The organism is Plastoroseomonas hellenica (genome assembly GCF_018129085.1).
Classification (GTDB): Bacteria; Pseudomonadota; Alphaproteobacteria; order Acetobacterales; family Acetobacteraceae; genus Plastoroseomonas; species Plastoroseomonas hellenica.
Window position 1 is genome coordinate 1 of record NZ_JAAGBB010000030.1, and the last position, 22,479, is coordinate 22,479.

22 protein-coding genes and 1 tRNA gene are annotated in these 22,479 nt (G+C 70.2%); 12 read left to right on the top strand and 11 right to left on the bottom strand.

The window, feature by feature from the left end:
* From GXW71_RS22220 to fzlA, 4 genes are all read right to left on the bottom strand, one after another.
* Nucleotides 1-1,257, bottom strand: a 1,257-nt coding sequence (locus tag GXW71_RS22220; RefSeq protein ID WP_211854879.1) for a DEAD/DEAH box helicase, incomplete at its 3' end; no start/stop codon positions are given.
* A gap of 313 nt (nt 1,258-1,570) precedes the next feature.
* Nucleotides 1,571-1,846, bottom strand: a complete 276-nt coding sequence (locus tag GXW71_RS22225) for an acylphosphatase (protein ID WP_211854880.1) — start codon at nt 1,844-1,846, stop codon at nt 1,571-1,573.
* A 53-nt stretch (nt 1,847-1,899) separates the two neighbouring features.
* The gene (locus GXW71_RS22230) at nt 1,900-2,616 is read right to left on the bottom strand and encodes an ATP12 family protein (protein WP_211854881.1); all 717 of its coding nucleotides are present in this window, start codon (nt 2,614-2,616) and stop codon (nt 1,900-1,902) included.
* Nucleotides 2,617-2,623: 7 nt separating this feature from the next.
* The gene (gene fzlA, locus GXW71_RS22235) at nt 2,624-3,292 is read right to left on the bottom strand and encodes an FtsZ-binding protein FzlA (protein WP_211854882.1); all 669 of its coding nucleotides are present in this window, start codon (nt 3,290-3,292) and stop codon (nt 2,624-2,626) included.
* Between the two features lie 135 nt (nt 3,293-3,427).
* On the opposite strand from fzlA, the gene GXW71_RS22240 reads away from it, so the two are divergent.
* Entirely contained in the window at nt 3,428-4,105 is a 678-nt protein-coding gene (locus tag GXW71_RS22240; RefSeq protein ID WP_211854883.1) for a hypothetical protein, read from the top strand.
* 187 nt (nt 4,106-4,292) lie between these two features.
* On the opposite strand, the gene GXW71_RS22245 is transcribed toward GXW71_RS22240, so the two are convergent.
* From GXW71_RS22245 to GXW71_RS22265, 5 genes are all read right to left on the bottom strand, one after another.
* Entirely contained in the window at nt 4,293-4,529 is a 237-nt protein-coding gene (locus GXW71_RS22245) for a hypothetical protein (RefSeq protein WP_211854884.1), read from the bottom strand.
* 64 nt (nt 4,530-4,593) lie between these two features.
* Entirely contained in the window at nt 4,594-5,109 is a 516-nt protein-coding gene (locus GXW71_RS22250) for a hypothetical protein (protein WP_211854885.1), read from the bottom strand.
* A 74-nt stretch (nt 5,110-5,183) separates the two neighbouring features.
* Nucleotides 5,184-9,719 (bottom strand): glutamate synthase large subunit, encoded by a 4,536-nt coding sequence (gene gltB / locus GXW71_RS22255; protein ID WP_211854886.1) that lies wholly within the window; start codon nt 9,717-9,719, stop codon nt 5,184-5,186.
* 5 nt (nt 9,720-9,724) lie between these two features.
* Nucleotides 9,725-11,167 carry an NAD(P)-dependent oxidoreductase gene (locus GXW71_RS22260; RefSeq protein ID WP_211854887.1) on the bottom strand — a complete coding sequence of 481 codons (1,443 nt, stop codon included), beginning with the start codon at nt 11,165-11,167 and terminating at the stop codon, nt 9,725-9,727.
* A gap of 212 nt (nt 11,168-11,379) precedes the next feature.
* A complete protein-coding gene (locus tag GXW71_RS22265) occupies nt 11,380-12,351 on the bottom strand; it encodes a complex I NDUFA9 subunit family protein (RefSeq protein WP_246526783.1) in 972 nt (323 codons plus the stop codon).
* Between the two features lie 141 nt (nt 12,352-12,492).
* Here GXW71_RS22265 and GXW71_RS22270 point away from each other — a divergent pair.
* The 8 genes from GXW71_RS22270 to hpf all read left to right on the top strand — a co-directional run bounded on the left by GXW71_RS22270 (nt 12,493) and on the right by hpf (nt 19,178).
* Nucleotides 12,493-12,579: transfer RNA gene (locus tag GXW71_RS22270), tRNA-Leu, on the top strand.
* Between the two features lie 41 nt (nt 12,580-12,620).
* Nucleotides 12,621-13,277: a ribonuclease D gene (locus GXW71_RS22275; protein ID WP_211854889.1), complete on the top strand. Its 657-nt coding sequence runs from the start codon at nt 12,621-12,623 to the stop codon at nt 13,275-13,277.
* A 209-nt stretch (nt 13,278-13,486) separates the two neighbouring features.
* Nucleotides 13,487-14,458 carry a KpsF/GutQ family sugar-phosphate isomerase gene (locus GXW71_RS22280; protein WP_211854890.1) on the top strand — a complete coding sequence of 324 codons (972 nt, stop codon included), beginning with the start codon at nt 13,487-13,489 and terminating at the stop codon, nt 14,456-14,458.
* Nucleotides 14,455-15,153, top strand: a complete 699-nt coding sequence (gene lptC / locus GXW71_RS22285) for an LPS export ABC transporter periplasmic protein LptC (protein ID WP_211854891.1) — start codon at nt 14,455-14,457, stop codon at nt 15,151-15,153. The genes GXW71_RS22280 and lptC overlap by 4 nt, the downstream gene beginning before the upstream one ends.
* Nucleotides 15,150-16,169, top strand: a complete 1,020-nt coding sequence (locus tag GXW71_RS22290; protein ID WP_367615922.1) for an LptA/OstA family protein — start codon at nt 15,150-15,152, stop codon at nt 16,167-16,169. Before lptC ends, GXW71_RS22290 begins: the two co-directional genes overlap by 4 nt.
* Nucleotides 16,166-16,930 carry an LPS export ABC transporter ATP-binding protein gene (lptB, locus tag GXW71_RS22295; RefSeq protein WP_211854892.1) on the top strand — a complete coding sequence of 255 codons (765 nt, stop codon included), beginning with the start codon at nt 16,166-16,168 and terminating at the stop codon, nt 16,928-16,930. Before GXW71_RS22290 ends, lptB begins: the two co-directional genes overlap by 4 nt.
* Nucleotides 16,931-16,984: 54 nt before the next feature.
* Nucleotides 16,985-18,475, top strand: a complete 1,491-nt coding sequence (gene rpoN, locus GXW71_RS22300) for an RNA polymerase factor sigma-54 (RefSeq protein ID WP_211854893.1) — start codon at nt 16,985-16,987, stop codon at nt 18,473-18,475.
* Between the two features lie 103 nt (nt 18,476-18,578).
* Nucleotides 18,579-19,178 (top strand): ribosome hibernation-promoting factor, HPF/YfiA family, encoded by a 600-nt coding sequence (hpf, locus tag GXW71_RS22305; protein ID WP_211854894.1) that lies wholly within the window; start codon nt 18,579-18,581, stop codon nt 19,176-19,178.
* A 207-nt stretch (nt 19,179-19,385) separates the two neighbouring features.
* On the opposite strand, the gene GXW71_RS22310 is transcribed toward hpf, so the two are convergent.
* Nucleotides 19,386-19,607, bottom strand: coding sequence for a DUF1150 family protein (locus GXW71_RS22310; protein WP_211854895.1), 222 nt, complete (start codon nt 19,605-19,607; stop codon nt 19,386-19,388).
* Between the two features lie 59 nt (nt 19,608-19,666).
* Nucleotides 19,667-20,131, bottom strand: coding sequence for an Hsp20 family protein (locus tag GXW71_RS22315; protein WP_211854896.1), 465 nt, complete (start codon nt 20,129-20,131; stop codon nt 19,667-19,669).
* Between the two features lie 126 nt (nt 20,132-20,257).
* Here GXW71_RS22315 and def point away from each other — a divergent pair, with 126 nt between their 5' ends.
* The 3 genes from def to truA are packed head-to-tail and all read left to right on the top strand — an operon-like array spanning nt 20,258 to nt 22,466.
* Nucleotides 20,258-20,788 carry a peptide deformylase gene (gene def / locus GXW71_RS22320; protein ID WP_211854897.1) on the top strand — a complete coding sequence of 177 codons (531 nt, stop codon included), beginning with the start codon at nt 20,258-20,260 and terminating at the stop codon, nt 20,786-20,788.
* A 14-nt stretch (nt 20,789-20,802) separates the two neighbouring features.
* The gene (gene fmt / locus GXW71_RS22325; protein WP_211854943.1) at nt 20,803-21,705 is read left to right on the top strand and encodes a methionyl-tRNA formyltransferase; all 903 of its coding nucleotides are present in this window, start codon (nt 20,803-20,805) and stop codon (nt 21,703-21,705) included.
* Nucleotides 21,705-22,466 carry a tRNA pseudouridine(38-40) synthase TruA gene (gene truA, locus GXW71_RS22330; RefSeq protein WP_211854898.1) on the top strand — a complete coding sequence of 254 codons (762 nt, stop codon included), beginning with the start codon at nt 21,705-21,707 and terminating at the stop codon, nt 22,464-22,466. The genes fmt and truA overlap by 1 nt, the downstream gene beginning before the upstream one ends.
* Nucleotides 22,467-22,479 lie beyond the last annotated feature (13 nt).

Sequence of the window (22,479 nt, forward strand, 5' to 3'; positions counted from 1 at the left end):
CTGGCCGGCGCGCTGCGGCTGGCCGCCGCCACGCTTCGGCTGCTGCCCGCGCGGGGCCTGACCGTGGCGCTGCGGCGGGCGCTGGCCGCGGCGAGGCGGCTCGGCCGAAACCTCCTCGCGCGGTGCGTTCGGGTCGCGCCGATCCTCGGAGGGCACCGCCATGCGGATCAGCTTCTCGATGGCGCGCAGCTTGTCGCGGTCATCGGCGCAGCAGAGCGCGACGGCAGCGCCCGAGGCGCCGGCGCGCGCGGTGCGGCCGATGCGATGGACATAGGTCTCCGGCACTTCCGGCAGGTCGTACTGCACCACATGCGTCACGCCATCGACGTCGATGCCGCGCGCCGCGATGTCGGTCGCGACCAGCACCGGCGCGGAGCCGTTGCGGAACAGGGCCAGCGCCCGTTCGCGATTGTTCTGGCTCTTGTTGCCGTGGATCGCGTTGGACGCGATGCCATCGGCCTCGAGCTGCTTCACCACGCGGTCGGCGCCGTGCTTGGTGCGGGTGAAGACCAGCGCGCGCCCGACGCCCTCGCCGCGCAGCAGCTCGGCCAGGATGATGCGCTTGCGGCCCTGCTCCACATGGATGACGCGCTGCGACACCTTCTCGGCGGTGGTCGCGACCGGGGTCACCGCCACCTGCTCGGGGTTGTCGAGCATCTCGGCCGCGAGCTTGCCGATCTCGCCCGGCATGGTGGCGCTGAAGAACAGCGTCTGGCGCTGCTTCGGCAGCAGCCGCACGAGCTGGCGTACCGCCGGCAGGAAGCCGCGGTCCAGCATCTGGTCGGCCTCGTCGAGCACCAGCACCTTCACATGGTCGAGCCTGACGGTGCGGCTGCCGAGATGGTCCAGCAGCCGGCCTGGGGTCGCCACCAGCACGTCGACGCCGGCGCCGAGCATGCGCTGCTGCGGCCCCATCGAGACGCCGCCGAACACCAGCCCGACCGAGAGGCCCATATGCCGCCCATAGGCCTTGAAGCTGTCGGCGATCTGGGAGGCGAGCTCGCGCGTCGGCGTTACCACCAGGGCGCGGCAGCCGCCGCGCGGTGGCCGACCGCCGATCTCGGACAGGCGGTGCAGGACGGGCAGCGCGAAGCCCGCCGTCTTGCCGGTGCCGGTCTGGGCGATGCCGAGCAGGTCCCGCCCGGCGAGTGCCGGGGGAATGGCCCGCGCCTGGATCGGCGTCGGGGTCTCATAGCCTTCCTCGGTGAGCGCGCGCAGCAGGGGCGCAGCCAGGCCGAGGCTTTCAAAATTGGTCACTGTCGAACTTCCATGAGCGCACGGCGCCGGGTCAGGGGCGCGCGGACGCGATTTCGGGGAGGAAGCCCCGCGTGTCAGGAGCGATTCCGCTGGGGTGGCCGCGCAATTCCCGGCCCGGGCACCGCGCGGTCCGCCTTGGGGCGGTATCCGGGGGCCGGTCACGCGGCCGGGGCGGCGCGTGGGCGCGCAGGATCGCGCGCTGACGCCCCCTATCTGGGCCAAGCACCCGCATGTTGCAAGCGCGAAGGTGTTACCGCTGTGTTGCGCTCTGCGCGGCCGGCCTCCCGACCGTCCGAGGCGCGCGTGAGGGCAACTACGCCGAGGGCAGCTTGAGAAACCCAGGCTCTTCCGGTGGTTCGGCGAAATCCTCGACGATGCTGGTCACCCGCGCCAGCGGCGGTCCGGCGCGGCAGGCGGTCAGCAGGGTCAGGACCGAGGGCTCGTCGCCCGCCAGCAGCGCCTCGACGCTGCCGTCCTTGCGGTTGCGGACCCAGCCGGAAAGGCCGAGGCGCCGGGCTTCGCGCATCATCCAGTCGCGATAGCCGACGCCCTGCACATGTCCCTCGATCCGCAAGCGCCGCGCCGCCATACCCTTCTCCTCCCGCCGGAGCGCCTCGCTTCGCGATGTCCGTTCCAGCCCATTTACGCGATCTGCTCCAGCGCCAGAAGCCGTGCTGCCAGCCCGACATCGGACGCCATTCGCTGGCGTCGCGCCAGTGCTTCCGCGTCCTGGCCCCAGAGCCTCTCCTGATGCATCTCATCGAGGGTCGCGAGCGCCATGGCGGCCTCCGCGTCGATGCGCCCGGCCTGCAGGGCGAGCCCCAGCACCAGGCTGCCGAGCGGCGGCACCGCGGCCGAGAGCGCGGCGAGCGACAGCGGCGTGAGGCCTGCGAGCGCGGCCTTGAGTGCTGCGAGCGACGCCGCGGGCTGCGGCACCGGCATCAGCCCGGTGGTCGCGACCAGCGGCGCGTCATGGGTCAGCGCCACCCAGTCGAGCAGCGGCTGCCAGGCCTCCACCTGCCGTGCGGCGAGCGCCCGTTCTGGCGCGCGGTAGCAGAGCAGATCGGTCTCGCCATAGGCGGCCAGGCCCTGGATGGTCGGCGCCGGGTCCGGCGCGATGCGCGCCTGGGCGGTGCCGGCGAGGCGGGTGAGGGGCACATCCTCGGCGGTGAACGCACCGCCCTGGCCGCCGCCGGCGGCGGCCCATTCGGCGGCGATCGCCTCCGCGACCGCGGCGCTGCCGAGGCGGAGCGTGGTGGTGGCTTCGCCCGGCAGCCGCACCGGCCGGCCATCGAGCAGCACGGTGAAGCCGCCATCGGCCTGGCGTGCGGCGACGGCGGTGTTCCAGAAGCGCTTCATGGCCGGTTCAGAAATCGAGGTCGACGTAGTGGTCGGGCGGCGTCATGCCGCTGACACGGTCGGCCAGCAGCGGCCGGAAGGCAGGGCGGGACTTCACCCGCGCATACCATTCCTTGGCGGCGTCGTTCAGCGACCAGTCCACATCGCCGATGAAATCGAGCACGGAAAGTTGCGCGGCGGCGGCGAGGTCCGCGAGGCTCAGATTGGGGCCCGCCAGCCAGGGCCGGCTCTCCGCCAGCCAACCGAGATATTCGAGGTGCGGCTTCAGGTTCTGATAGCCCGCGCGGATGGCCGCGGCATCGGGATTGCCGCGCCCCATGAGCCGCTTCATGTGCCGCTCATGATAGAGGTTGCGACAGACCTCGGCATGGAACTTGTTGTCGAACCAGCAGACCAGGCGGCGCACCTCGGCGCGCTCGGCGAGCGTCCGGCCGATCAGCGGGATATCGGGATAGGCCTCGTCCAGATATTCGCAGATGGCGGCGCTGTCGGCGATCGCGAGGCCGTTCTCCTCGGTCAGCACCGGCACGGTGCCGGCCGGGTTCATGGCCAGGAACTCCTCCCGCCTTTCCCAGACGCGCTCGGTGCGGAGGTCGAAGGGAATGCGCTTCTCGCCCAGGGCGAGCCGCACCTTGCGGGAGAAGGGTGAAAGCGGGAGATGGAACAGGATACGCACCAGCCGGCTTATGCCACCCGTCGCGACCGCCGAAAAGGAGGATGACGCAGTGCAAGAGAGCTGCGCGAGAGAGGTGTGTTCCCCAATCGAAATGGTATATAAGGCAGGAGCGTGACAGGGTGAGGAGTGGCGGCGATGGCGCTGACGGCGTCCATGGCGGAGATCGCGGTCTACAACATGCTGCGCAATGCGCGGCATGGCGGCATCGCGCCGGGTGACACGGCCTTCGCCGCGCAGACCGATATCGGCCCCTGGGATGTCGCATCGCTGCGCGAGGGCTCGGCCAAGTTCAAGCTGCTGCTCATCATGCGCTGCCCGAAGACGCGGTCGGTGGGCTTCCAGGGGAAGTTCGGCCCGAAGCGGATGGAGCACGCCTATCAGAAGGGCAGCTCCGCCCCGGTCAAGACCGGCGAATCCGGCATCGGCGTCCATCCGGATACCGGCGAGATGTTCGTCTCCGACTACGACCTGATGGGCGTCTGGAAGGGCGGCGGAAGCGGCGTCTACATGCGGATCGACACCGGCATGGAGCCGGCCGGGAACAACCCCGTCGTGGACGAGCTCAACAAGATCTTCTTCGGTGGCCGCCCCGACGAGCTGCAGGCGCCGTTCCAGCATGGCGGTCAGGACGATCTCATCCCGCCGCCCGGAAAATCCCACCCGAACCTGAAGATCGACGAGCGCTGCGCGGCCTTCCGGGAGGGCGAGATGAAATACCTGCCGGGCATCGACCGCATCCGCGCCTATTACTACAAATGGGACCTGAACTTCCCTTACGACCACTCCGGGAAGTTTATCGGCAGGAGGGGCTAAGAGCCTGTTTGGGAATGGGATGGGGCGTCCCGCCGGGTCATTTCCGCGCCTGCCGCGCCGATCTCCTCGCCGATGCAGCCAGCATCGGCTGCGTCGACCGACACGACAGCCACCAAAAAGCCTTCGCCAGCCCGCCTCCACCCCATTCCCAAACAGGCTCTGACGCGCCCGGCGGACGACCGCTCCTCTACCGCTCCTCTATCGTCGCATGCCGCCCGCCGCAGAGCGGGCAACGGCGCGGCCCGGTGCCGGTCGCTCCGGCTTGGGCAAGCGGCAGCGGGACCGCCGAGCAGGCGATGAAGCGCCCGCCCGGATCCCCGCAGTTGGGCTCCGCGGGCGATGCGGCCTCCGCCGTCCTCGAAGCGTCTCGTCCGAGCAGCAGGAAGGGAAGGGCGGTCGCGAAAGCCAGGCGGCGTTGGATCATGGCGCCGTGCTCCGGTGTGGTGCGGGAATGATAAGGGCCGCCGCCTCGCCTTTGGTCAAGCAGCCTAAAGCCGGCGGGCGCAGGCCACGAAGGCATTGGTCACCGCGCGGGTGCCGCGGAGGTCCGCGGTCCAGGGCGCGACGTCGTCATCGGGAAAGCGGATCTCCATCCGGTAGCCGGCGGCGAAGCTCTCGACGAAATTGATGAAGTTGCTGAACGCACCCCGGTAAGAGGCCTCGATCGTGGTGCCGCGGTTGGTGCCCGCATAGGCCAGCTCGGCCACGCGGCCGTCGATCGCCACATGCAGCCGCCCGCGCACGGTGTCCGCGACATTCCAGTTGTCCTGCCCGACCTGCACGAAGCCGTGCAACTGGCCCCGCAGGCGCTCGATCTTGATCCAGATGAAGCGGCCGCGGCTATTGGCGCTGGTGCCCATGCCGCAGAGGCCGGACCCGTTCTGGTTCGGCGGCACCTGATAGGCTTCCCAGCCATTGGTCGCGGCCAGGGGGATCGTGGTCTGCGCCGTCGCGGCCGGCACCGCTCCGGCGAGGATCAGGACGGCGAGAAGAAAGGCACGCATCGCAAGGCTCCGCTCCGACGGGTGGTTGGGTCCCGTGGAGCGGAGGTTAACGCATCATTTCGTATACGCAAGCGTCACTCGGCGGCGACCGCCACGTCGCTCATCGGCCGCGGCAGGTATTTGGCGTAGTCCTTCGGCACGATGTGCCAGAAGTGCCGCCGCGCCTCCGACCACTCATTGAGCAGGCGCGCCGCGTAGCGGCTGCCCGTCTCCTCGACATGGCGCCCGATCAGATCGCGCAGCACCCCTTCCCAATGTGCGGAGGCGAGGCGCTGCCAGAGCAGCGTGTCGGGGTTCACCCTGAGCTCGAAGGTGTCGCCAGGGTCGTAGATGAAGGCAATGCCGCCGGTGAAGCCGGCGCCGAAATTGTCGCCGACCTGGCCGAGGATCACGACAGTGCCGCCGGTCATGTATTCGCAGCCATTGGCGCCGCAGCCTTCGACCACCGCCTGGGCGCCGGAGTTGCGCACCGCGAAGCGCTCGCCGGCCTGGCCCGCCGCGAAGAGCTCGCCGGCGGTCGCGCCATAGAGGCAGGTGTTGCCGATGATCGTGTTGTCGTTCCAGACGATCTGCGAGGACGGCGCCGGCCGCACCACGATCGATGCGCCGGAGAGGCCCTTGCCGACATAGTCGTTGGCGTCGCCGAAGACCTCGAGCTTCAGGCCGCGCACGCCGAAGGCGCCGAGCGACTGGCCGGCGCTGCCGCGCAGCCGCACGGACAGATGGCCCGACTGCAGCCCGGTCATCCCGAACTGCCGCACGATCTTGGAGGAGACCTTGGTGCCGATGGCGCGGTGCGTGTTCCGGATGTTGTAGGCGAGCTGCATCTTCTCGCCATGCTCGAACAGCGCGCGGGCGTCGCGGATCATCTCCGCGTCCAGCGTCTCCGGCACCTCGTTGCGGCCCTCCCGCGTGCAATAGGGTGCGTTGGGGCCGCCATCCGCCTTGACCAGCAGCGGGTTGAGGTCGAGGTCGTCGAGATCCTCGGAGCCGCGGCTGACCTGCTGCAACAGGTCGGTGCGGCCGATCACGTCGGTCAGCCTGCGGACGCCGAGCGAGGCAAGGATCTCGCGCACTTCCTCGGCGACGAAGGAGAACAGGTTGATGACCTTCTCGGGCGATCCCGCGAACTTCTCGCGCAGCGCCTCGTCCTGGGTGCAGACGCCGACCGGGCAGGTATTGGAATGGCACTGCCGCACCATGATGCAGCCCATCGCGACGAGGGACGCGGTGCCGATGCCGAACTCCTCGGCGCCGAGCATCGCGGCGATCACCACGTCCCGGCCGGTCTTGATGCCGCCATCGGTGCGCAGCTTCACCCGGTGCCGCAGCCGGTTCAGCAGCAGCACCTGATGGGTCTCGGAGAGGCCCATCTCCCAGGGCAGGCCGGCATACTTGATACTGGTCTGGGGGGAGGCGCCGGTGCCGCCGGAATGGCCGGAGACCAGGATCGCATCGGCTTTCGCCTTGGCGACGCCGGCCGCGATGGTGCCGATGCCCGACCGCGCCACCAGCTTCACGCAGACCGTCGCATCCGGGTTGATCTGCTTCAGGTCGTAGATGAGCTGCGCGAGATCCTCGATCGAGTAGATGTCGTGGTGCGGCGGCGGCGAGATCAGCATCACGCCCGGCGTCGCATGGCGTAGCTTGGCGATCAGGCCGGTGACCTTGAAGCCAGGAAGCTGACCGCCTTCGCCGGGCTTGGCGCCTTGGGCGACCTTGATCTCGATCTCGCGGCAGTTGTTCAGGTACTCGGCCGTGACGCCGAAGCGGCCCGACGCGATCTGCTTGATGGCGCTGTTGGCGTTGTCGCCGTTCGAGCGCGGCCTGGCGCGCGCCGGATCCTCGCCGCCCTCCCCGGAATCGGATCGGGCGCCGATGCGGTTCATCGCAATCGAGAGCGTCTCATGGGCTTCCGGGCTCAAGGCGCCGAGCGAGATGCCGGGCGCCACCAGGCGCTTGCGGATCTCGGTGATGCTCTCGACCTCCTCGATCGCGACCGGGGTGCGGCCCTCGGCGCGGAAGTCGAGCAGGTCGCGGAGTGCCACGGGCGGCAGCCGGCGCACCGCTTCCGAATAGCGCTTGAAGGTCTGGTAGCTGTCGGTCTCGACGGCCTTCTGCAGGGTGTGGATCAGGCCGCCGTCGAAGGCATGCGCCTCGCCGCGGAGCCGCCGCTTGTAGAGGCCGCCGACCGGCAAGGTCACCGCCGCCTCGTCCCAGGCGCGGCGGTGCAGTGCCAGCACGCGCCGCGCGATGCCCGAAAGCCCGATGCCGGAGATACGTGACTGGGTGCCGGGGAAGAATTCCGCGACCAGCGCGCGCGATAACCCGATCGCCTCGAAGTTCATGCCGCCGCGATAGGAGCTGAGCACGGAGATGCCGATCTTCGACATGGTCTTCAGCAGGCCCTTGTCCACGGCCTTCTTGTACTTGGCGACGCAATCCTTGAGGGAGGACTTGCCGAACAGCCCGCGGCGGTGGCGGTCCGCGACGCTCTCCTGCGCGAGATAGGCGTTGACCGTGGTGGCGCCCGCCCCGATCAGCACCGCGAAGTAGTGCACGTCCATGCATTCGGCGACGCGGACATTGAGGCTGGTGAAGGTACGGAGCGAGTTGCGCACCAGATGCGCGTGCACGCCGCCGACCGCCAGGATCATCGGGATCGCGGCGCGCGCGGCGTTCTGCCCCTCATCGGTCAGGATCACATGCGCGCAGCCGCTGCGCACGCCTTCCTCGGCTTCGCGCCGGATGCGGTCGATGGCGCGGCGCAGGCCCTGCTCGCCCTCGGCGACGGCGAAGGTGGCGTCGACGATGCAGGCGGTCTCGCCCATGTAGCTGCGCATCGCCGCGAACTCGGCGTTGCTCAGCACCGGGCTGTCCAGCATCAGCATGTCGCACTGGGTCGGGTCCTCGTCGAGGATGTTCCCGAGGTTGCCGAGCCGCGTCTTGATCGTCATCACCCGCGTCTCGCGCAGGCTGTCGATCGGCGGGTTGGTCACCTGCGCGAAGGCTTGGCGGAAGTAATGATGCAGGCCCCGATACTGGGAGGAGAGGACGGCGATCGGGGTGTCGTCGCCCATGCTGCCGACCGCCTCGGCCGCCTCCTCCGCCATCGGATGCAGGATGGTCTCCAGCTCCTCCAGCGTGTAGCCGACCGCGAGCTGGCGGCGGCGCAGCTCCTCGACGCCGAAATTCGGCGTCTCGTCCGCGTCCTGCTTGACGATACCGTCGATCCGCGTGGTGCGGTTCACCCATTGCCCGAAGGGCTTGCGGGCGGCGAGCAGGTCCTTCAGCGCCTCGTCGCCATAGAAGCTCGCGGTCTCCAGGTCGACGCCGATGCATTGGCCGGGGCCGACGCGGCCCTTGGCGACCACCTGGTCCTCGGCGACCTTCACCATGCCGGTCTCGGAGCCGACGATCAGCAGGCCGGACCGGGTCATGGTGTAGCGCAGCGGGCGCAGCCCGTTGCGGTCGAGCCCTGCCACCACCCAGCGCCCATCGGTCGCGGCGATCGCTGCCGGCCCGTCCCAGGGCTCCATGACAGCGTTGCAGTAGAGGAAGAGGTCGCGATGCGCCTCCGGCATCGTCGCGTTGTTGCCGAGGCTTTCCGGGATCAGCATGGCCTTGGCCATCGGCGCGTCGCGGCCGCCGCGCACCAGCAGCTCGAACACGTTGTCGAGCGTCGCGGTGTCGCTGCCGCCTGCCTGCACCACCGGCTTGATATCGTCGATGAAGGCGTCGATCGAGGGGTGGGAGAGCCTGGTCTCGTGGCTCTTCATCCAGTTGATGTTGCCGTGGACGGTGTTGATCTCGCCGTTATGGGCCAGCATGCGGAAGGGCTGGGCCAGGCGCCAGGTCGGGAAGGTGTTGGTGCTGTAGCGCTGGTGGTAGATCGCGAAGCGCGAGACGAAGCGCGGATCCGTCAGGTCCGGGTAGAACTCCGTCAGGTGCTCGGCGAGGAACATGCCCTTGTAGATGATCGAGCGCGCCGAGAGCGAGCAGAGATAGAGCTCCGGGATCTGCGCTGCGATCGATTGCTTCTCGATGCGCCGGCGGATGACGTAGAGGTCGCGCTCGACGAGCGTCTCCTCACGCAGCTCGGGATCCCAGATCAGGATCTGCTCGATCTCGGGGAGGGTCGCGTTCGCCTTTTCGCCGATGCACTCGACATTGATCGGCACCTGGCGCCAGCCATAGATCAGGTAGCCGCCGGCCAGGATCTCGGTCTCGATGATCTGGCGGCAGCGCTCCTGCGCGCCGAAATCGGTCTTCGGCAGGAAGGCCATGCCGACCGCGATGCGGCCGGGCTTCAGCTTGTCGCCGCCGCGCTGCACGGCTTCCGCGAAGAAATCCTGGGGGATCTCGACATGGATGCCGGCGCCATCGCCGGTCTTGCCGTCGGCATCGACCGCGCCGCGATGCCAGACCGCCTTCAGCGCATCGATGCCGGCCTGCACGACTTCCCGGCGCGGCTTGCCGTCCAGCGCCGCGACCAGGCCGACGCCACAGGCGTCATGCTCGGTGAGGTCGATATGGGCCTGGCCCGCGAGCCGCGCGGCGCCTTCGGCATAGGCGCGGGCGAAATCGGCGCCGGATTCGATCTGGTCCATGGCGATCACTCCGCGGCGACTGCGAGAGAGGAGGCGGTCTGGGCCTCGACGAAGGCATGCATCTGCTCGGCGGCATCGCGCCCGTCGCGGATGCCCCAGACGACGAGCGAGGCGCCGCGCACGATGTCGCCCGCGGCGAAGACGCCGGGCAGCGCGGTCATCATGGTGCGGTGGTCGATCTTCAGCGTACCCCAGCGGGAGACGCCGAGCGCCGGCTCGCCGAACATCGCCGGCAGGTCCTCGGGGTCGAAGCCGAGCGCCTTGATGACGAGATCGGCGGGCTGCTTGAAGGCGCTGCCCGGGATCGGCTCCACCTGCTGGCGGCCGGTCGCGTCCGGCAGGCCGAGATGCATGCGGATGCTGCGCACGGCGCCGACATGGCCCACGCCTTCGAAGGCCTCGGGGGCGGCCAGCCATTCGAAGTGCACGCCTTCCTCCTCCGCGTTCTTCACCTCGCGGAGCGAGCCCGGCATGTTCGCTTTGTCGCGGCGATAAAGGCAGGTGACGGAGGCGGCACCTTGGCGGACCGCGGTGCGCACGCAGTCCATCGCGGTGTCGCCGCCGCCGACCACGACCACGTTCCTGCCCGCGGCGTTCAGCGCGCCCGATTCGAACTCCGGCACGCGATCGCCGAGGCCGTGGCGGTTGGAGGCGGTGAGGTAGTCGAGCGCCGCCACCACGCCGGACAGATGGGTGCCCGGCACGTCGATGTCGCGCGACTTGTAGACGCCGGTCGCGACCAGCAGCGCCGAATGCCGCGCCCGCAGCTCGGCCAGCGTCACGTCGCGGCCGATCATGCAGTTGAGGTGGAAATGGATGCCGCCCGCCTCGAACTGGGCGTGGCGGCGCAGCACCACCTCCTTCTCCAGCTTGAAGCTCGGGATGCCGTAGATCATCAGCCCGCCGACGCGATCGTAGCGGTCGTAGACATGGACCTGGTAGCCGAGGATGCGCAGCCGCTCGGCGGCCGCGAGGCCGGCCGGGCCGGCGCCGATGATCCCGATCGACTGCTCCCGCTCCCGCACCGGCTTGGGTGGCTGCACCCAGCCCTTCTCCCAGGCGGTGTCGGTGACATACTTCTCGACGGCGCCGATGGTGACGCTCTCGAAGCCCTTCTCGATGACGCAGTTGCCCTCGCAGAGGCGGTCCTGCGGGCAGATCCGGCCGCAGATCTCGGGGAAGGTGTTGGTGGCGGCGGAGACCTCATAGGCCTCCTCCAGCCGGCCTTCCGCGGTCAGCTTCAGCCAGTCCGGGATATTGTTGTTGAGCGGGCAGTGCACCGAGCAGAAGGGCACGCCACATTGGCTGCAGCGGCTGGCCTGGTCCGCGGCATCGGCCGGCTTGAACTGATTGTAGACCTCGTTCCAGTCGCCGCGGCGCTCCTCGGCGGTGCGCTTGTCGGGCTGGCGCTGTTCCAGGCGCACGAACTGCAGCATGCGTTCGACCATGGCGGCGATCCTCGGTCTCGGCCCCGGAGGGGAGGGCGTTCGCTGGGTGGTGCACGAAGTGTGCCGGGCGAGCGCATACCATCGGCGCCGGACCCGTTGGGCGACACATAGGGGAAGCCGCGCGGGGCTGGCGAGTCCTTTTTCACCTTCAGGTCAGATATCCTGACCTGCTTTGTGCGCATGTCCTGAGTGGGGCGGCTTAGCGCGTCTAATTACCGCAAATGTGAGTCCGTATCGGACCTATACCGCGAGGGCTGGCTGCGCCCGCCCGTCCGGAAGCGTGCCAGGAGCAGCGGCAGGATCGCCTCCGCCGACTTGGGCTCGATGCCGAGCGCCGCCAGCCCGGGCACCCCTTCCGACACCACATTGTCGCGCTGCAGCAGAATGAGCTGGTCCCGGGTGATCGGCGGATTGGGCAGGAGTTCCGCGATCCGCGCCTGGAAGGCGATCAGCCCTGGCGGCATCGCCACCAGCCGCCGGCGGCGCCCGGTCGCCTGCAGCACCAAGGCCAGCACCTCCCGCATGGTCATCGCGCGTGGCCCGCCGAGCTCATAGGTCATGCCGGCCGCCTCGGGCCGGGTGATCGCCGCCATGACCGCATCGGCCACGTCATCGACATGCACCGGCTGGAACCGGGTGCCGCCGGCCACCACCGGCATTACCCAGGGGATGCGGGCTGCCATGCCGGCAAAGCGGTTGAAGAAGGAATCCCCCGGCCCGAACACCACCGAAGGCCGCAGGATCGTCGCCGCCGGGAAACCGGCGCGCACCAGCGCCTCGCCCTCCGCCTTGCTGCGGGCATAGAGGCTCCGGCTCTCGGGATCGGCGCCGATCGCACTGACATGCACCAGCCGGCGGACCCCGGCCGCGGCGGCCAGCCGCGCGACGCGCCCGGCGCCTTCGGCCTGCACGCGCTGGAAATCGCCCGCCCGGCGCTCCTGTAGGATGCCGACCAGGTTGACCGCCACCTGGACACCCTGGAGGGCGCGCGCCACCGCCGTTTCGTCGGTGATCGGGACGGCGAGGCTCACCACTTGCCCGAGATTGCCCTGAGTCCAGAGGGTATGCGCGCCCTCGGCGTCGCGCACGGCGACCCGGACGGCGTAGCCCGCGCGCGCCAGGCGCTGCACCACCTGCCGGCCGATGAAGCCGGAGCCGCCGAAGACCGTCGCCACATGCTGCATCGCCGCTTCGCCTCCGCCCATTGACCGGCCGGACCATAGGCGGGCGTGTGTGACGCCAACAAGCGTGGGAGCCGCTTGACGCCGCCTGCGCGCGCTTCTAGAAGGCGCGCCTCCACGGGCATCGCCCGTGTCCATGCCTGTGCCCAGGTGGTGGAATTGGTAGACGCGCTGGCTTCAGGTGCCAGTGACCGCAAGGTCGTGAAGGTTCGAGTCCTTTCCTGGGCACCATTTCTCTGGCGGGCAGCCGCCGCACCAAAGGCAGTCGCCGCGTGGGCAGCACCCTCTTCCAGAGCAACGGCGCAACCATTCGGCTGCACAAGCACGACCTGCCCGCCGATGTCGGCTTCGGCCCCGTCGTCGCCATCGACACCGAGACCATGGGCCTCAACCCGCATCGGGACCGGCTCTGCCTCGTGCAGCTCTCGGCCGGCGACGGCACCGCCCATTGCGTCCAGATCATCCCGGAGGCGCTGGGCGGCCGCGGCGGCGATTGCCCCAACCTTAAGCGCCTGCTGACCGATCCCTCGGTCGCGAAGCTGTTCCACTTCGCCCGCTTCGACGTCGCGGTCCTGCATCGGGCGCTCGGCGTCACCTGCGCGCCGGTGCTCTGCACCAAGGTCGCGGCCAAGCTGGTCCGCACCTTCACCGACCGCCACGGCCTCAAGGACCTCTGCAAGGAGCTGCTCGGGGTCGAGATCTCGAAGCAGCAGCAATCCTCGGACTGGGGCGCGCCGGATCTGACGCCGGACCAGCTCGCCTATGCGGCATCCGACGTGCTGCATCTGCACGCGCTCTGGGCAAAGCTGGAGGCGCTGCTGAAGCGGGAAGGGCGGCTCGAGCTCGCCGAGGCTTGCTTCCGCTTCCTGCCCTTCCGCGGCCAGCTCGACCTCCTCGGCTACGAAGACCCCGACATCTTCCACCACTGATTGACCGAGTCTTTTCCGCCCCTGGCACGCCGGCCTCCTCGCCGATGCAACCAGCATCGGCTGCGTCGCCCGACGCACCAGGGACGAAAAATCCCCGGCCAATCCCTGCGGCGCGGGTGTCAAGGGCCTTGGCATGATTTTTGTCCGGCATCGTCTCGGTCGTTGACCCTCCCGTGCCGCAGCCCCATACAGGCAGCGTGAACGCCCCGATGTCCCATCCCGCCCTCGCCACTGCCCGTCAGGTGCTGAACACCGAGGCCGAGGCGCTCCAGACCCTCGCGGCCACGCTGGATGAGCGCGTGGAGTGGGCCGTGGCGCTGCTCGCCGGCGCCACCGGCCGGGTGATCGTCTCCGGCATGGGCAAGTCCGGCCATGTGGCGCGCAAGATCGCGGCGACCATGGCTTCCACCGGCACGCCGGCGATGTTCGTGCATCCGGCCGAAGCGAGCCATGGCGACCTCGGGATGATCGTCGCCGGCGACGCGGTGCTGGCCTTGTCCAATTCCGGGGAGACGCCGGAGCTCTTCGACCTCGTCGCCCATGCGCGCCGCTTCGGCCTGCCGCTGGTCGCGATCACCAGCGGAGGCGAGAGCACGCTGGCGCGCGCCGCCGACGTGCCGCTGATCCTGCCGCCGGTGCCGGAAGCCTGCCCCATGGGCCTCGCACCCACCAGCAGCACGACCATGCAGCTCGCCCTCGGCGATGCGCTGGCCGTCGCGCTGCTGTCCAGGCGCGGCTTCACGGCGGCGGATTTCCGCGTCTTCCACCCGGGCGGCAAGCTCGGCGCCAGGCTGTCGCGCGTCAGCGACCTGATGCATGGCGCGGCGGAGCTGCCGCTGGCACCCGGCGAGACCCGCATGGACCAGGCGATCGTCGCCATGACGGCGAAGCGCTTCGGCTGCCTCGGCATCGTGGAGGCCGATGGCCGCCTGGCCGGCATCGTGACCGATGGCGACCTGCGCCGCGCGCTGGACGGGCAGCAGGTGCCGCCGCTGATGGCACGCGAAGCGAGCGCGGTGATGACGCGTGCGCCCTGCACCATCGCGCCCGATGCGCTCGCCGCCGATGCGCTCCGCATCATGAACGCGCGCTCGATCACCGCGCTCTTCGTCGTCGATGCCGATGGCAAGCCGATCGGCATCCTGCACATCCACGACCTGCTGCGGGCCGGCGTCGCATGAGCCGCGCCTCGGACCGCAGCCGGCCGCCGCGCAAGCCCTCGCGCGCGCCGCTCGCCACCTATCGCATGCTGGAGCCGTCCCGCCAGCGGCCGACGCCGACGCTGCGGCAGATGGCGCGCCGGCGCCTGGTGCTCGGCTTCGCGCGGCGGATCTTGCCGCTGGCCGCCTGCCTGTTGCTCGGCGCCATCGTGCTCTGGCCCGAGATCAACAGCACCGAGGATCGGGTGCGGGTGCAGATCAACCTCGCCTCCCAGGTGGCACCCGAAGCGATGCGCGTGATGCAGCCGCGCTTCCGCGGCCTCGATGATCAGGGGCAACCCTACAACGTGACCGCCGATGTCGCGACTCAGGCCGGCGCTTCCACCGATGTCCTCGACCTCGAGGGACCGAAGGCCGACCTGCTGCGCAACGACGGCGCCTGGGTGATGCTGCAAGCGCGCGGCGGCCGCTATGACCGCACGGCGCACCGGCTCGACCTCGCGGGCGATGTCACGCTGTGGCACGACAACGGCACCACCATGCTGACCGACAGCGCGACGATCCTGACCGCCGATGGCAGCGCCAGCGGCGATGCGCCGGTGGCCGCCCAAGGCCCCTTCGGCACCCTGACCAGCCAGGGGTTCCGGCTGACCGATCGTGGGCAGGTGGTGATCTTCACCGGGCAGGCCCATACCGTGCTGGAGGGGGCGCAGTGAGAGCCCGCGGATATCTCGCCCTGGCCGCCGCCCTCGCCCTGCCCGGCCTGGCGATGGCGCAGGGCCTCGACCTGACCCGGGGCGGGCCGGTCGACGTCACCGCCGAGGACGGGATCGAGTGGCACCAGCAGCAGCAGATGGTCGTCGCGCGCCGCAACGCGCGCGCGGTGCGCGACGGCGTCACCGTCGAGGCCGACCGGCTGATCGCCCGCTACCGCCCGCGCGCCGGCGGGACGCCGGCGCCGGCGCCGGCGCCCGGGAGCGAGGCCACCACCGGCGCCAGCGAGATCTGGCGGCTGGAGGCCGAGGGCAATGTCCGCATCACGACCGCCACCGACCGCGCCGAAGGTGATCGCGCCGTCTACGACATGGACCAGGCGGTGATGGTGCTGACCGGGCGCAACCTGTCGCTCACCACGCCCGACAACCGCCTGACCGCGCGCGACAGCCTGGAATACTGGCCGCGCCGGCGCATGGCGGTGGCGCGCGGCGGTGCCGTCGCCGAAGGCCAGGAGGCGCGGCGCATCCGCGCCGATACCCTGGTGGGCTTCTTCCTGGAGGATCCGCCACAGCCCGGCGGCGTCCGCACGGCATCCGCCCCGGCGCCCGCCCGCCCGCCGCCGCAGCCCGGCCAGCCGGGGCAACCCGAGACCGGCCGGCTCGACCGCGTCGAGGCCTATGGCAATGTCGAGGTCCGCACGGCGACCGAGGTCGTGCGCGGCAATCGCGGCGTCTACAGCCCCGCCACCAGCATGGCCCGCGTGCTCGACAACGTGCGCATCACCCGCGGCCAGAACCAGCTTCAGGGCACCGAGGCCATCGTCAATCTCGCAACCGGCGTGGCGCGGCTGATCTCGGTGCCGGGCGCACCCGTGCAAGGCCTGATCGTGCCGCAGAGCGAGGAGGGCGGCACCCAGCCGGGCAGCCAGCCGAGCGGGGGGCAACCGAGGACCCAGCCTTCGCCCACCCCGCCTCCTCAGGGCCGATCGGGCCGGCCGGCGGAGCGCCGGCCGTGAGCGAGGTGGAGCTGCGCGTGGTGGGTGGCGTGGAGACCGGGCCCGGGCTGGTCGCGACCGGCCTCGGCAAGCGCTACCGCAAGCGCCCGGTGGTGCGGAACGTCTCCGTCTCGCTGAAGCGCGGCGAGGCGGTCGGGCTGTTCGGCCCGAACGGTGCCGGCAAGACCACCACCTTCTACATGATCACCGGCCTGGTGCAGCCGGACGAGGGCAACGTCACCCTCGACGGGCATGACGTGACGACGCTGCCGATGTATCGCCGCGCACGGCTCGGCCTCGGCTACCTGCCGCAGGAGGCCTCGATCTTCCGCGGCCTTAATGTCGAGGACAATATTCGGGCGGCGCTCGAGGTGGTGGAGCCGATCCGCGATCGGCGCGAGCAGATGCTCGACGCGCTGCTGGCCGAATTCGGCATCTCCCATCTGCGCAAGGCACCCTCCCTCGCGCTCTCGGGGGGTGAGCGGCGCCGCTGCGAGATCGCGCGCGCGCTGGCGACGCACCCCAACTACGTGCTGCTGGACGAGCCGCTGGCCGGCATCGACCCGATCGCGGTCGGCGAGATCCGCGACCTGGTCAAGCACCTGAAGAATCGCGGCATCGGCGTGCTCATCACCGACCACAACGTGCGCGAGACGCTCGGCATCATCGACCGCGCCTATATCCTGCACGAAGGCCAGGTGATGATGGAGGGCACGCCGCGCGACATCGTCGCGCATGAGGGCGTGCGCCGGGTCTATCTCGGTGAGCGCTTCAGCCTGTGATCGGCACCGTCCCCACGCGGCGCGACGGCGCCTCTTGCCGCAGGGCCTGACGCCGTGAGCCTGGCGCCGCGTCTCGATCTCCGGCAGTCGCAATCGCTGGTGATGACGCCGCAGCTGCGCCAGGCGATCAAGCTGCTGCAGAGCTCCAACATCGAGGTCAGCGCTTTCGTCGAGGAAGAGCTCGAGCGCAATCCGCTGCTGGAGCGTGACGAACAGGAGCATGCCGAGACCGAGGAGACCCGGCGCGAGGAGGCCAGGCGCGAAGAGGCGCCGGCCGCCGCGTCGGCGCAGCAGGATGCCTCCACCGCCGCGGCTTCGGAGATGCTGCCGCAGGAAGATGCGGCGCCGCTCGATGCCGACTGGAGCAATGTCTACGACGCCGGCGAGGCGCCGGTAGGCCGCGGCGGCCGCACCGATTTCGAGGACGGGCTCGATGGCGTCGACGACATGGCGGCGCCGGCACGGAACCTGCGCGACCATCTCGCCGAGCAAGTGCGCTTCGCCTTCGCCGGTCCGATCGAGCGGATGATCGCGGCCGCCTTCCTGGCGCTGGTCGATCCCGCCGGCAGGCTGGCGGTCAGCGATGAGGAGATCGCGCGCCGCCTCGGCTGCGATGCGGCCCTGGTCGCGGCGGTGCGCGCGCGCATGCAGCGCTTCGACCCGGTCGGCATGTTCTGCCACGACCTCGCCGAGTGCCTCGCCGTGCAACTGCGGGAACGCAATCGGCATGACCCCGCGATGGCGGCCCTGCTCGCGAACCTGCCAATGCTGGCGCGGCGCGAGATGCGGGGTTTGCAGGAGGTCTGCGGCGTCGATGCCGAGGACCTGGCGGAGATGATCGCCGAGCTGAAGCGCCTCGATCCGAAGCCGGGTTCGGATTTCGACAGCGCACCGCCGCCCGCGCTGGTGCCGGATGTGCTGATGCGCCGCGGCGGCGACGGCGGCTGGATGCTGGAGCTGAACCCGGAGACGCTGCCGCGCGTCCTGGTCAATCGCGGCTTCCACGCGCGTGCCGTGGTCGGCGCCCGCTCCCGCGAGGAGAAGGCCTATCTCGCCGAGCGCTTCCAGACCGCGAGCTGGTTGGTGAAGTCGCTGGAGCAGCGCGCCAACACCATCCTGAAGGTCGCGGCGGAGATCGTCCGCCGTCAGGACGGCTTCTTCCGCCACGGCGTCGGCCACCTGCGCCCCTTGATCCTGCGCGACGTCGCGGAGGAGGTGGCGATGCACGAGAGCACGGTCAGCCGCGTCACCGCCAACAAGTCGATCGCGACGCCGCGCGGCACCTTCGAGCTCAAGTATTTCTTCACGACCGCGATCGCCGGCACCAGCGGCGGCGAGAGCCACAGCGCGGAAGCCGTGCGGCACCGCATCAAGTCCCTGGTCGATGCGGAGGATGCGGAAGAGGTGCTGTCGGACGATGCCATCGTCGCATCCCTCCGCAAGGAAGGCGTGGACATCGCGCGCCGGACCGTGGCCAAATACCGGGAGGCGCTGCGCATCCCATCTTCGGTGCAGCGTAAGCGGGAGAAGGCCGTCCCGGCCTGATCCGCGACACCCTTCGGCGCGTGTCATGGCGCGCGCGCATGGCGGGCCGCCGCCGGATACCCGGGCGAGTCTTCCCCGAGACACGGAAGGAAGGCGAACGCTCATGCACATCACCGTCGCAGGCAAGCAGGTCGAAACCGGCGAGGCCCTGAAGACGCATGTCCGGGAAAATCTGGCGACCATCGCGCGCAAGTATTTCGATCACGCGCTCGAAGCGAATGTCACCTTCCGCAAGAATCGCGCCTTTTTCGCCTGCGACATCAACCTGAAGGCCGGACGGGGACTGCTGATGCGCGGCGAAGGGGAGGGCACCGATGCCCACCGCGCTTTCGAGGAGGCGTCCGAACACCTTGCCAAACGGCTGCGACGCTATCGCCGCAGGGTCAACGAGCATGCCCGCAGCATGGCGCCGGAACGCGACCCGGCGCAGGAGGTGGCGTCGCTGGCCCGGCAATACGTGCTTGCCGCAGAGGAGGGGGAGGAGGAGCCGCCGCCCGCCACCAATGGCGCCGACCACGGTGCGGTGGTCGTCGCCGAGCACCCGGCGCATATCGAGAAGCTCACGGTCGGCGAGGCGGTGATGCGGATGGATCTCGCCCATGCGCCGGTATTGATGTTCCGCAACAAGGCGACCGGGGCGATGAACGTCGTCTATCGCCGCACCGACGGTCATGTCGGCTGGATCGACGCCGCGGACGCCTGAGCGACATTGGCCCCAGGCCGCGCGTGCGGGAGGAGCTCGGCTCTCGCCACGCGGCCGCAGGCCGCTCTCTATTCCGGCGGGCTGCGAGGCGAAGCCGATGCAGACCGGGGCCGCGAACGCGGCCCCGCGCGCGACCGATCGATGTCGCCAGCACACCGCCGACAGCGCGTAAGCCAAGCCGGCGGATGCCGGCGCCGGCGCCTGAGGTCAATGAAGAAGCAAGGGTTCCATCTCGTGCTCGACGATGGCGGCGATCGCCAAGCCGATATCGGGCGCGGCGCCGATCGGCGTACCGTCGGCGGCATGGATCGCGATGGCCGGCGCGCCGTTCACCATCACCGGCCGGACATAGGCCACCTCGCCGGCGCCGAACTGCGCCCAGTCGCGCGGGGTGATGTCCCTCAGCGCTGTGTTGGATTTGATGTTCATATCACGTTCTCCTGCTGGCGCGCCTGGCTAGGCCGCGCTGGATTGGAGCCCTGGAAGTCTCAGTCACGGTCGATGCGACGGTTTTCGACCACGGGCCGCGCGGCGGCGGCGGCGCCGGGGGTCGCGATGTGGATGGTCTTCACCCGCACCTCGGGCTGCGGCCGGCGCAGCTCGACATGCAGCAGCCCGTTGTCGAGCCAGGCCCCCTCCACATCGATCCCTTCGGCCAGTACGAAAGCGCGCTGGAACTGGCGCGCCGCGATGCCCCGGTGGATGAAGATCCGCCCTTCGACATCGTCCTTCTGCTTGCCGCGGATGACGAGCTGGTTGTCCTCCTGCGTGATCTGCAGGTCGTCCATCGCGAAGCCGGCGACGGCAAGCGTGATCCGCAGGCGGTTATCGCCCGTCTGCTCGATATTGTAGGGCGGATAGCCGTCGGAGTTCTTGGCGACCCGGTCGAGCATCTGCTCGAGATGATCGAAGCCCAGGAACAACGGCGATCCGAAGACCGAAGGTCGAGACATGAGGGCCAGTTGCCTCCTCGAAGGAGCGAAGCGGGTGCCGGGGCCCGAAGCACCCCGACAGGGAATGAATTGGGCAGATTGCACGGACGTTGCAAGGGGGGCTGCGCGGCGGTAAGCCCGCCGGCCATGACCGCCGACGTCCCGCCGATCCCGATCCTGCTCGTCCCCGATGCCAGGCTGCGCCAGAAGGCGCGCCGCGTCGCCGCTGGCGATGCCGATGCGGTGCGCAGCCTGGTGCCGCGCATGTTCCGCAGCATGTACGAAGCCCCGGGCATCGGCCTTGCCGCGCCGCAGGTCGGGCAGGGGCTGCGCCTCGTGGTGATCGACCTGCAGCCGAACGACGCCCCGGCGCCCATGGTGCTGGTCAACCCCGAAATCGTCGCCGCGAGCACCGACGAGGCGACGCGGGAGGAAGGCTGCCTCTCGCTCCCCGGCCAGTATGCTGAGGTGACGCGCCCGGCCCGGGTGAAGGTGCGCTACCAGGACGAGACCGGCGCGAAGCGGGAGGTGGAGGCGGACGGCCTGCTCGCCGCCTGCCTCCAGCATGAGATCGACCACCTGGACGGCGTGCTCTTCGTCGATCACCTGAGCACGCTGAAGCGCAACATGATCCTCAGGAAGCTCGCCAAGGACCTGAAGCTGAAGGCGCGGGAATGACCCCACCGGGCCGGCTGCGCCTCGCCTTCATGGGCAGCCCGGATTTCGCGGTGCCGGCGCTGCGCGCGCTGCATGCCGCCCATGACGTGGTCGCAGTCTATTGCCAGCCGCCGCGCCCGGCCGGGCGCGGCCAGAAGGAGACGCCCTGCCCGGTGCATCGCGCCGCGCTGGAGCTCGGCCTGCCCGTCCGCACGCCGGCCCGGGTGCGGCGCGACGCGGCGGAGCATGCCGCCTTCGCGGCACTCGACCTCGATGTCGCCGTCGTCGCCGCCTATGGTCTGATCCTGCCGCCGGCGATGCTGGAGGCGCCGCGGCGCGGCTGCCTCAACATCCATGCCTCGCTGCTGCCGCGCTGGCGCGGCGCCGGGCCGATCCAGGCCGCGATCCTGGCGGGCGATGCCGAGAGCGGCATCACCATCATGCGCATGGAGGAAGGGCTCGACACCGGCCCGATGCTGCTGAAGGGCGAGGTCGCGATCGGCCCGCGCATGACCGCGGCCGCGCTGCATGACGCGCTGGCGCCGCTCGGCGCCGCCCTGATCCTGCGGGCGCTCGCCGAGGATCCGGCGCCGGTCGCGCAGCCGGAGGACGGTGCGACCTATGCACCCAAGCTCGCGAAAGAGGATGGCCGCATCGACTGGCGCCAGGACGCCGTGGCGCTCGACCGCCGCGTGCGCGCGCTGACGCCCTGGCCCGGCTGCTTCTTCGCCCATGGCCAGGAGACGCTCCGCCTGCTCGCCGCCGAGCCGGCGGAAGGCGAGGGCCCGCCCGGGCTGGTGCTGGATGCCGCGCCGACCATCGCCTGCGGCCAGGGTGCGCTGCGGTTGACGCGGCTGCAGCGCGCCGGCCGCGCGCCGATGGCGGCCGCCGAGTTCCTGCGCGGCTATGCGCTGGCGCCCGGCGCGGTTCTCCCCTGATGCCACGCTACGCGCTCACACTCGAATATGACGGGGCGCCTTTCGTCGGCTGGCAGCGCCAGGCCAATGGCCTCTCCGTGCAGCAGGTGCTGGAGGAGGCGGCGGCAGCGCTGAACAACGGCGAGCCCGCCGTGACCACCGCCGCCGGCCGCACCGATGCCGGCGTGCACGCCGAAGGCCAGGTCGCCGATATCGAGATCGCCGCCGACCTGGCGCCCGAACGGGTGCGGGAGGCGCTGAACTTCCGCACCCGACCGCACCCGATTTCCGTCCTGCGCGCCACCCGCGCGGCGGAAGGCTGGTCGGCGCGCTTCTCCTGCATCGGGCGCGGCTACCGCTACCGCATCCTCAATCGCCGGCCGCGCCCGGCGCTCGATGCCGGGCGGGTCTGGCATGTGCCGCAGCGCCTCGATGCCGGCGCCATGCATGAGGCTGCACAGATGCTGCTCGGCAAGCACGACTTCAGCGCCTATCGCGCCGCGTCCTGCCAGGCGAAGGACGCGCTCCGCACCCTCGACCGCCTCGACGTCTCCCGCTTCGGCGAGGAGATCGAGATCCGGGCGGAGGCGCGGAGCTTCCTGCACCACCAGGTGCGCAACATGGTCGGCACCCTGGCGCAGGTCGGCCTCGGCAAGCGGCCCGTCTCCTGGCCGCGCAGCGTGCTCGATGGGCGCGACCGCACCCGCGCGGGGCAGACCGCACCGGCCGAGGGGCTGACCTTCCTCTTCGCGCGTTACGATCCGGCGCCGGACTGGGTCTAGAGCGTGATGACTT

Coding starts and splice junctions, on each gene's coding strand:
- GXW71_RS22225 (WP_211854880.1), bottom strand. CDS start 1,846: ATGGCGGCGCGGCGCTTGCGGATCGAGGGACATGTGCAGGGCGTCGGC.
- GXW71_RS22230 (WP_211854881.1), bottom strand. CDS start 2,616: ATGAAGCGCTTCTGGAACACCGCCGTCGCCGCACGCCAGGCCGATGGC.
- GXW71_RS22240 (WP_211854883.1), top strand. CDS start 3,428: ATGGCGCTGACGGCGTCCATGGCGGAGATCGCGGTCTACAACATGCTG.
- GXW71_RS22245 (WP_211854884.1), bottom strand. CDS start 4,529: ATGATCCAACGCCGCCTGGCTTTCGCGACCGCCCTTCCCTTCCTGCTG.
- GXW71_RS22250 (WP_211854885.1), bottom strand. CDS start 5,109: ATGCGTGCCTTTCTTCTCGCCGTCCTGATCCTCGCCGGAGCGGTGCCG.
- gltB (WP_211854886.1), bottom strand. CDS start 9,719: ATGGACCAGATCGAATCCGGCGCCGATTTCGCCCGCGCCTATGCCGAA.
- GXW71_RS22260 (WP_211854887.1), bottom strand. CDS start 11,167: ATGGTCGAACGCATGCTGCAGTTCGTGCGCCTGGAACAGCGCCAGCCC.
- GXW71_RS22265 (WP_246526783.1), bottom strand. CDS start 12,351: ATGCAGCATGTGGCGACGGTCTTCGGCGGCTCCGGCTTCATCGGCCGG.
- GXW71_RS22280 (WP_211854890.1), top strand. CDS start 13,487: ATGTCCCATCCCGCCCTCGCCACTGCCCGTCAGGTGCTGAACACCGAG.
- lptC (WP_211854891.1), top strand. CDS start 14,455: ATGAGCCGCGCCTCGGACCGCAGCCGGCCGCCGCGCAAGCCCTCGCGC.
- hpf (WP_211854894.1), top strand. CDS start 18,579: ATGCACATCACCGTCGCAGGCAAGCAGGTCGAAACCGGCGAGGCCCTG.
- GXW71_RS22310 (WP_211854895.1), bottom strand. CDS start 19,607: ATGAACATCAAATCCAACACAGCGCTGAGGGACATCACCCCGCGCGAC.
- GXW71_RS22315 (WP_211854896.1), bottom strand. CDS start 20,131: ATGTCTCGACCTTCGGTCTTCGGATCGCCGTTGTTCCTGGGCTTCGAT.
- def (WP_211854897.1), top strand. CDS start 20,258: ATGACCGCCGACGTCCCGCCGATCCCGATCCTGCTCGTCCCCGATGCC.
- truA (WP_211854898.1), top strand. CDS start 21,705: ATGCCACGCTACGCGCTCACACTCGAATATGACGGGGCGCCTTTCGTC.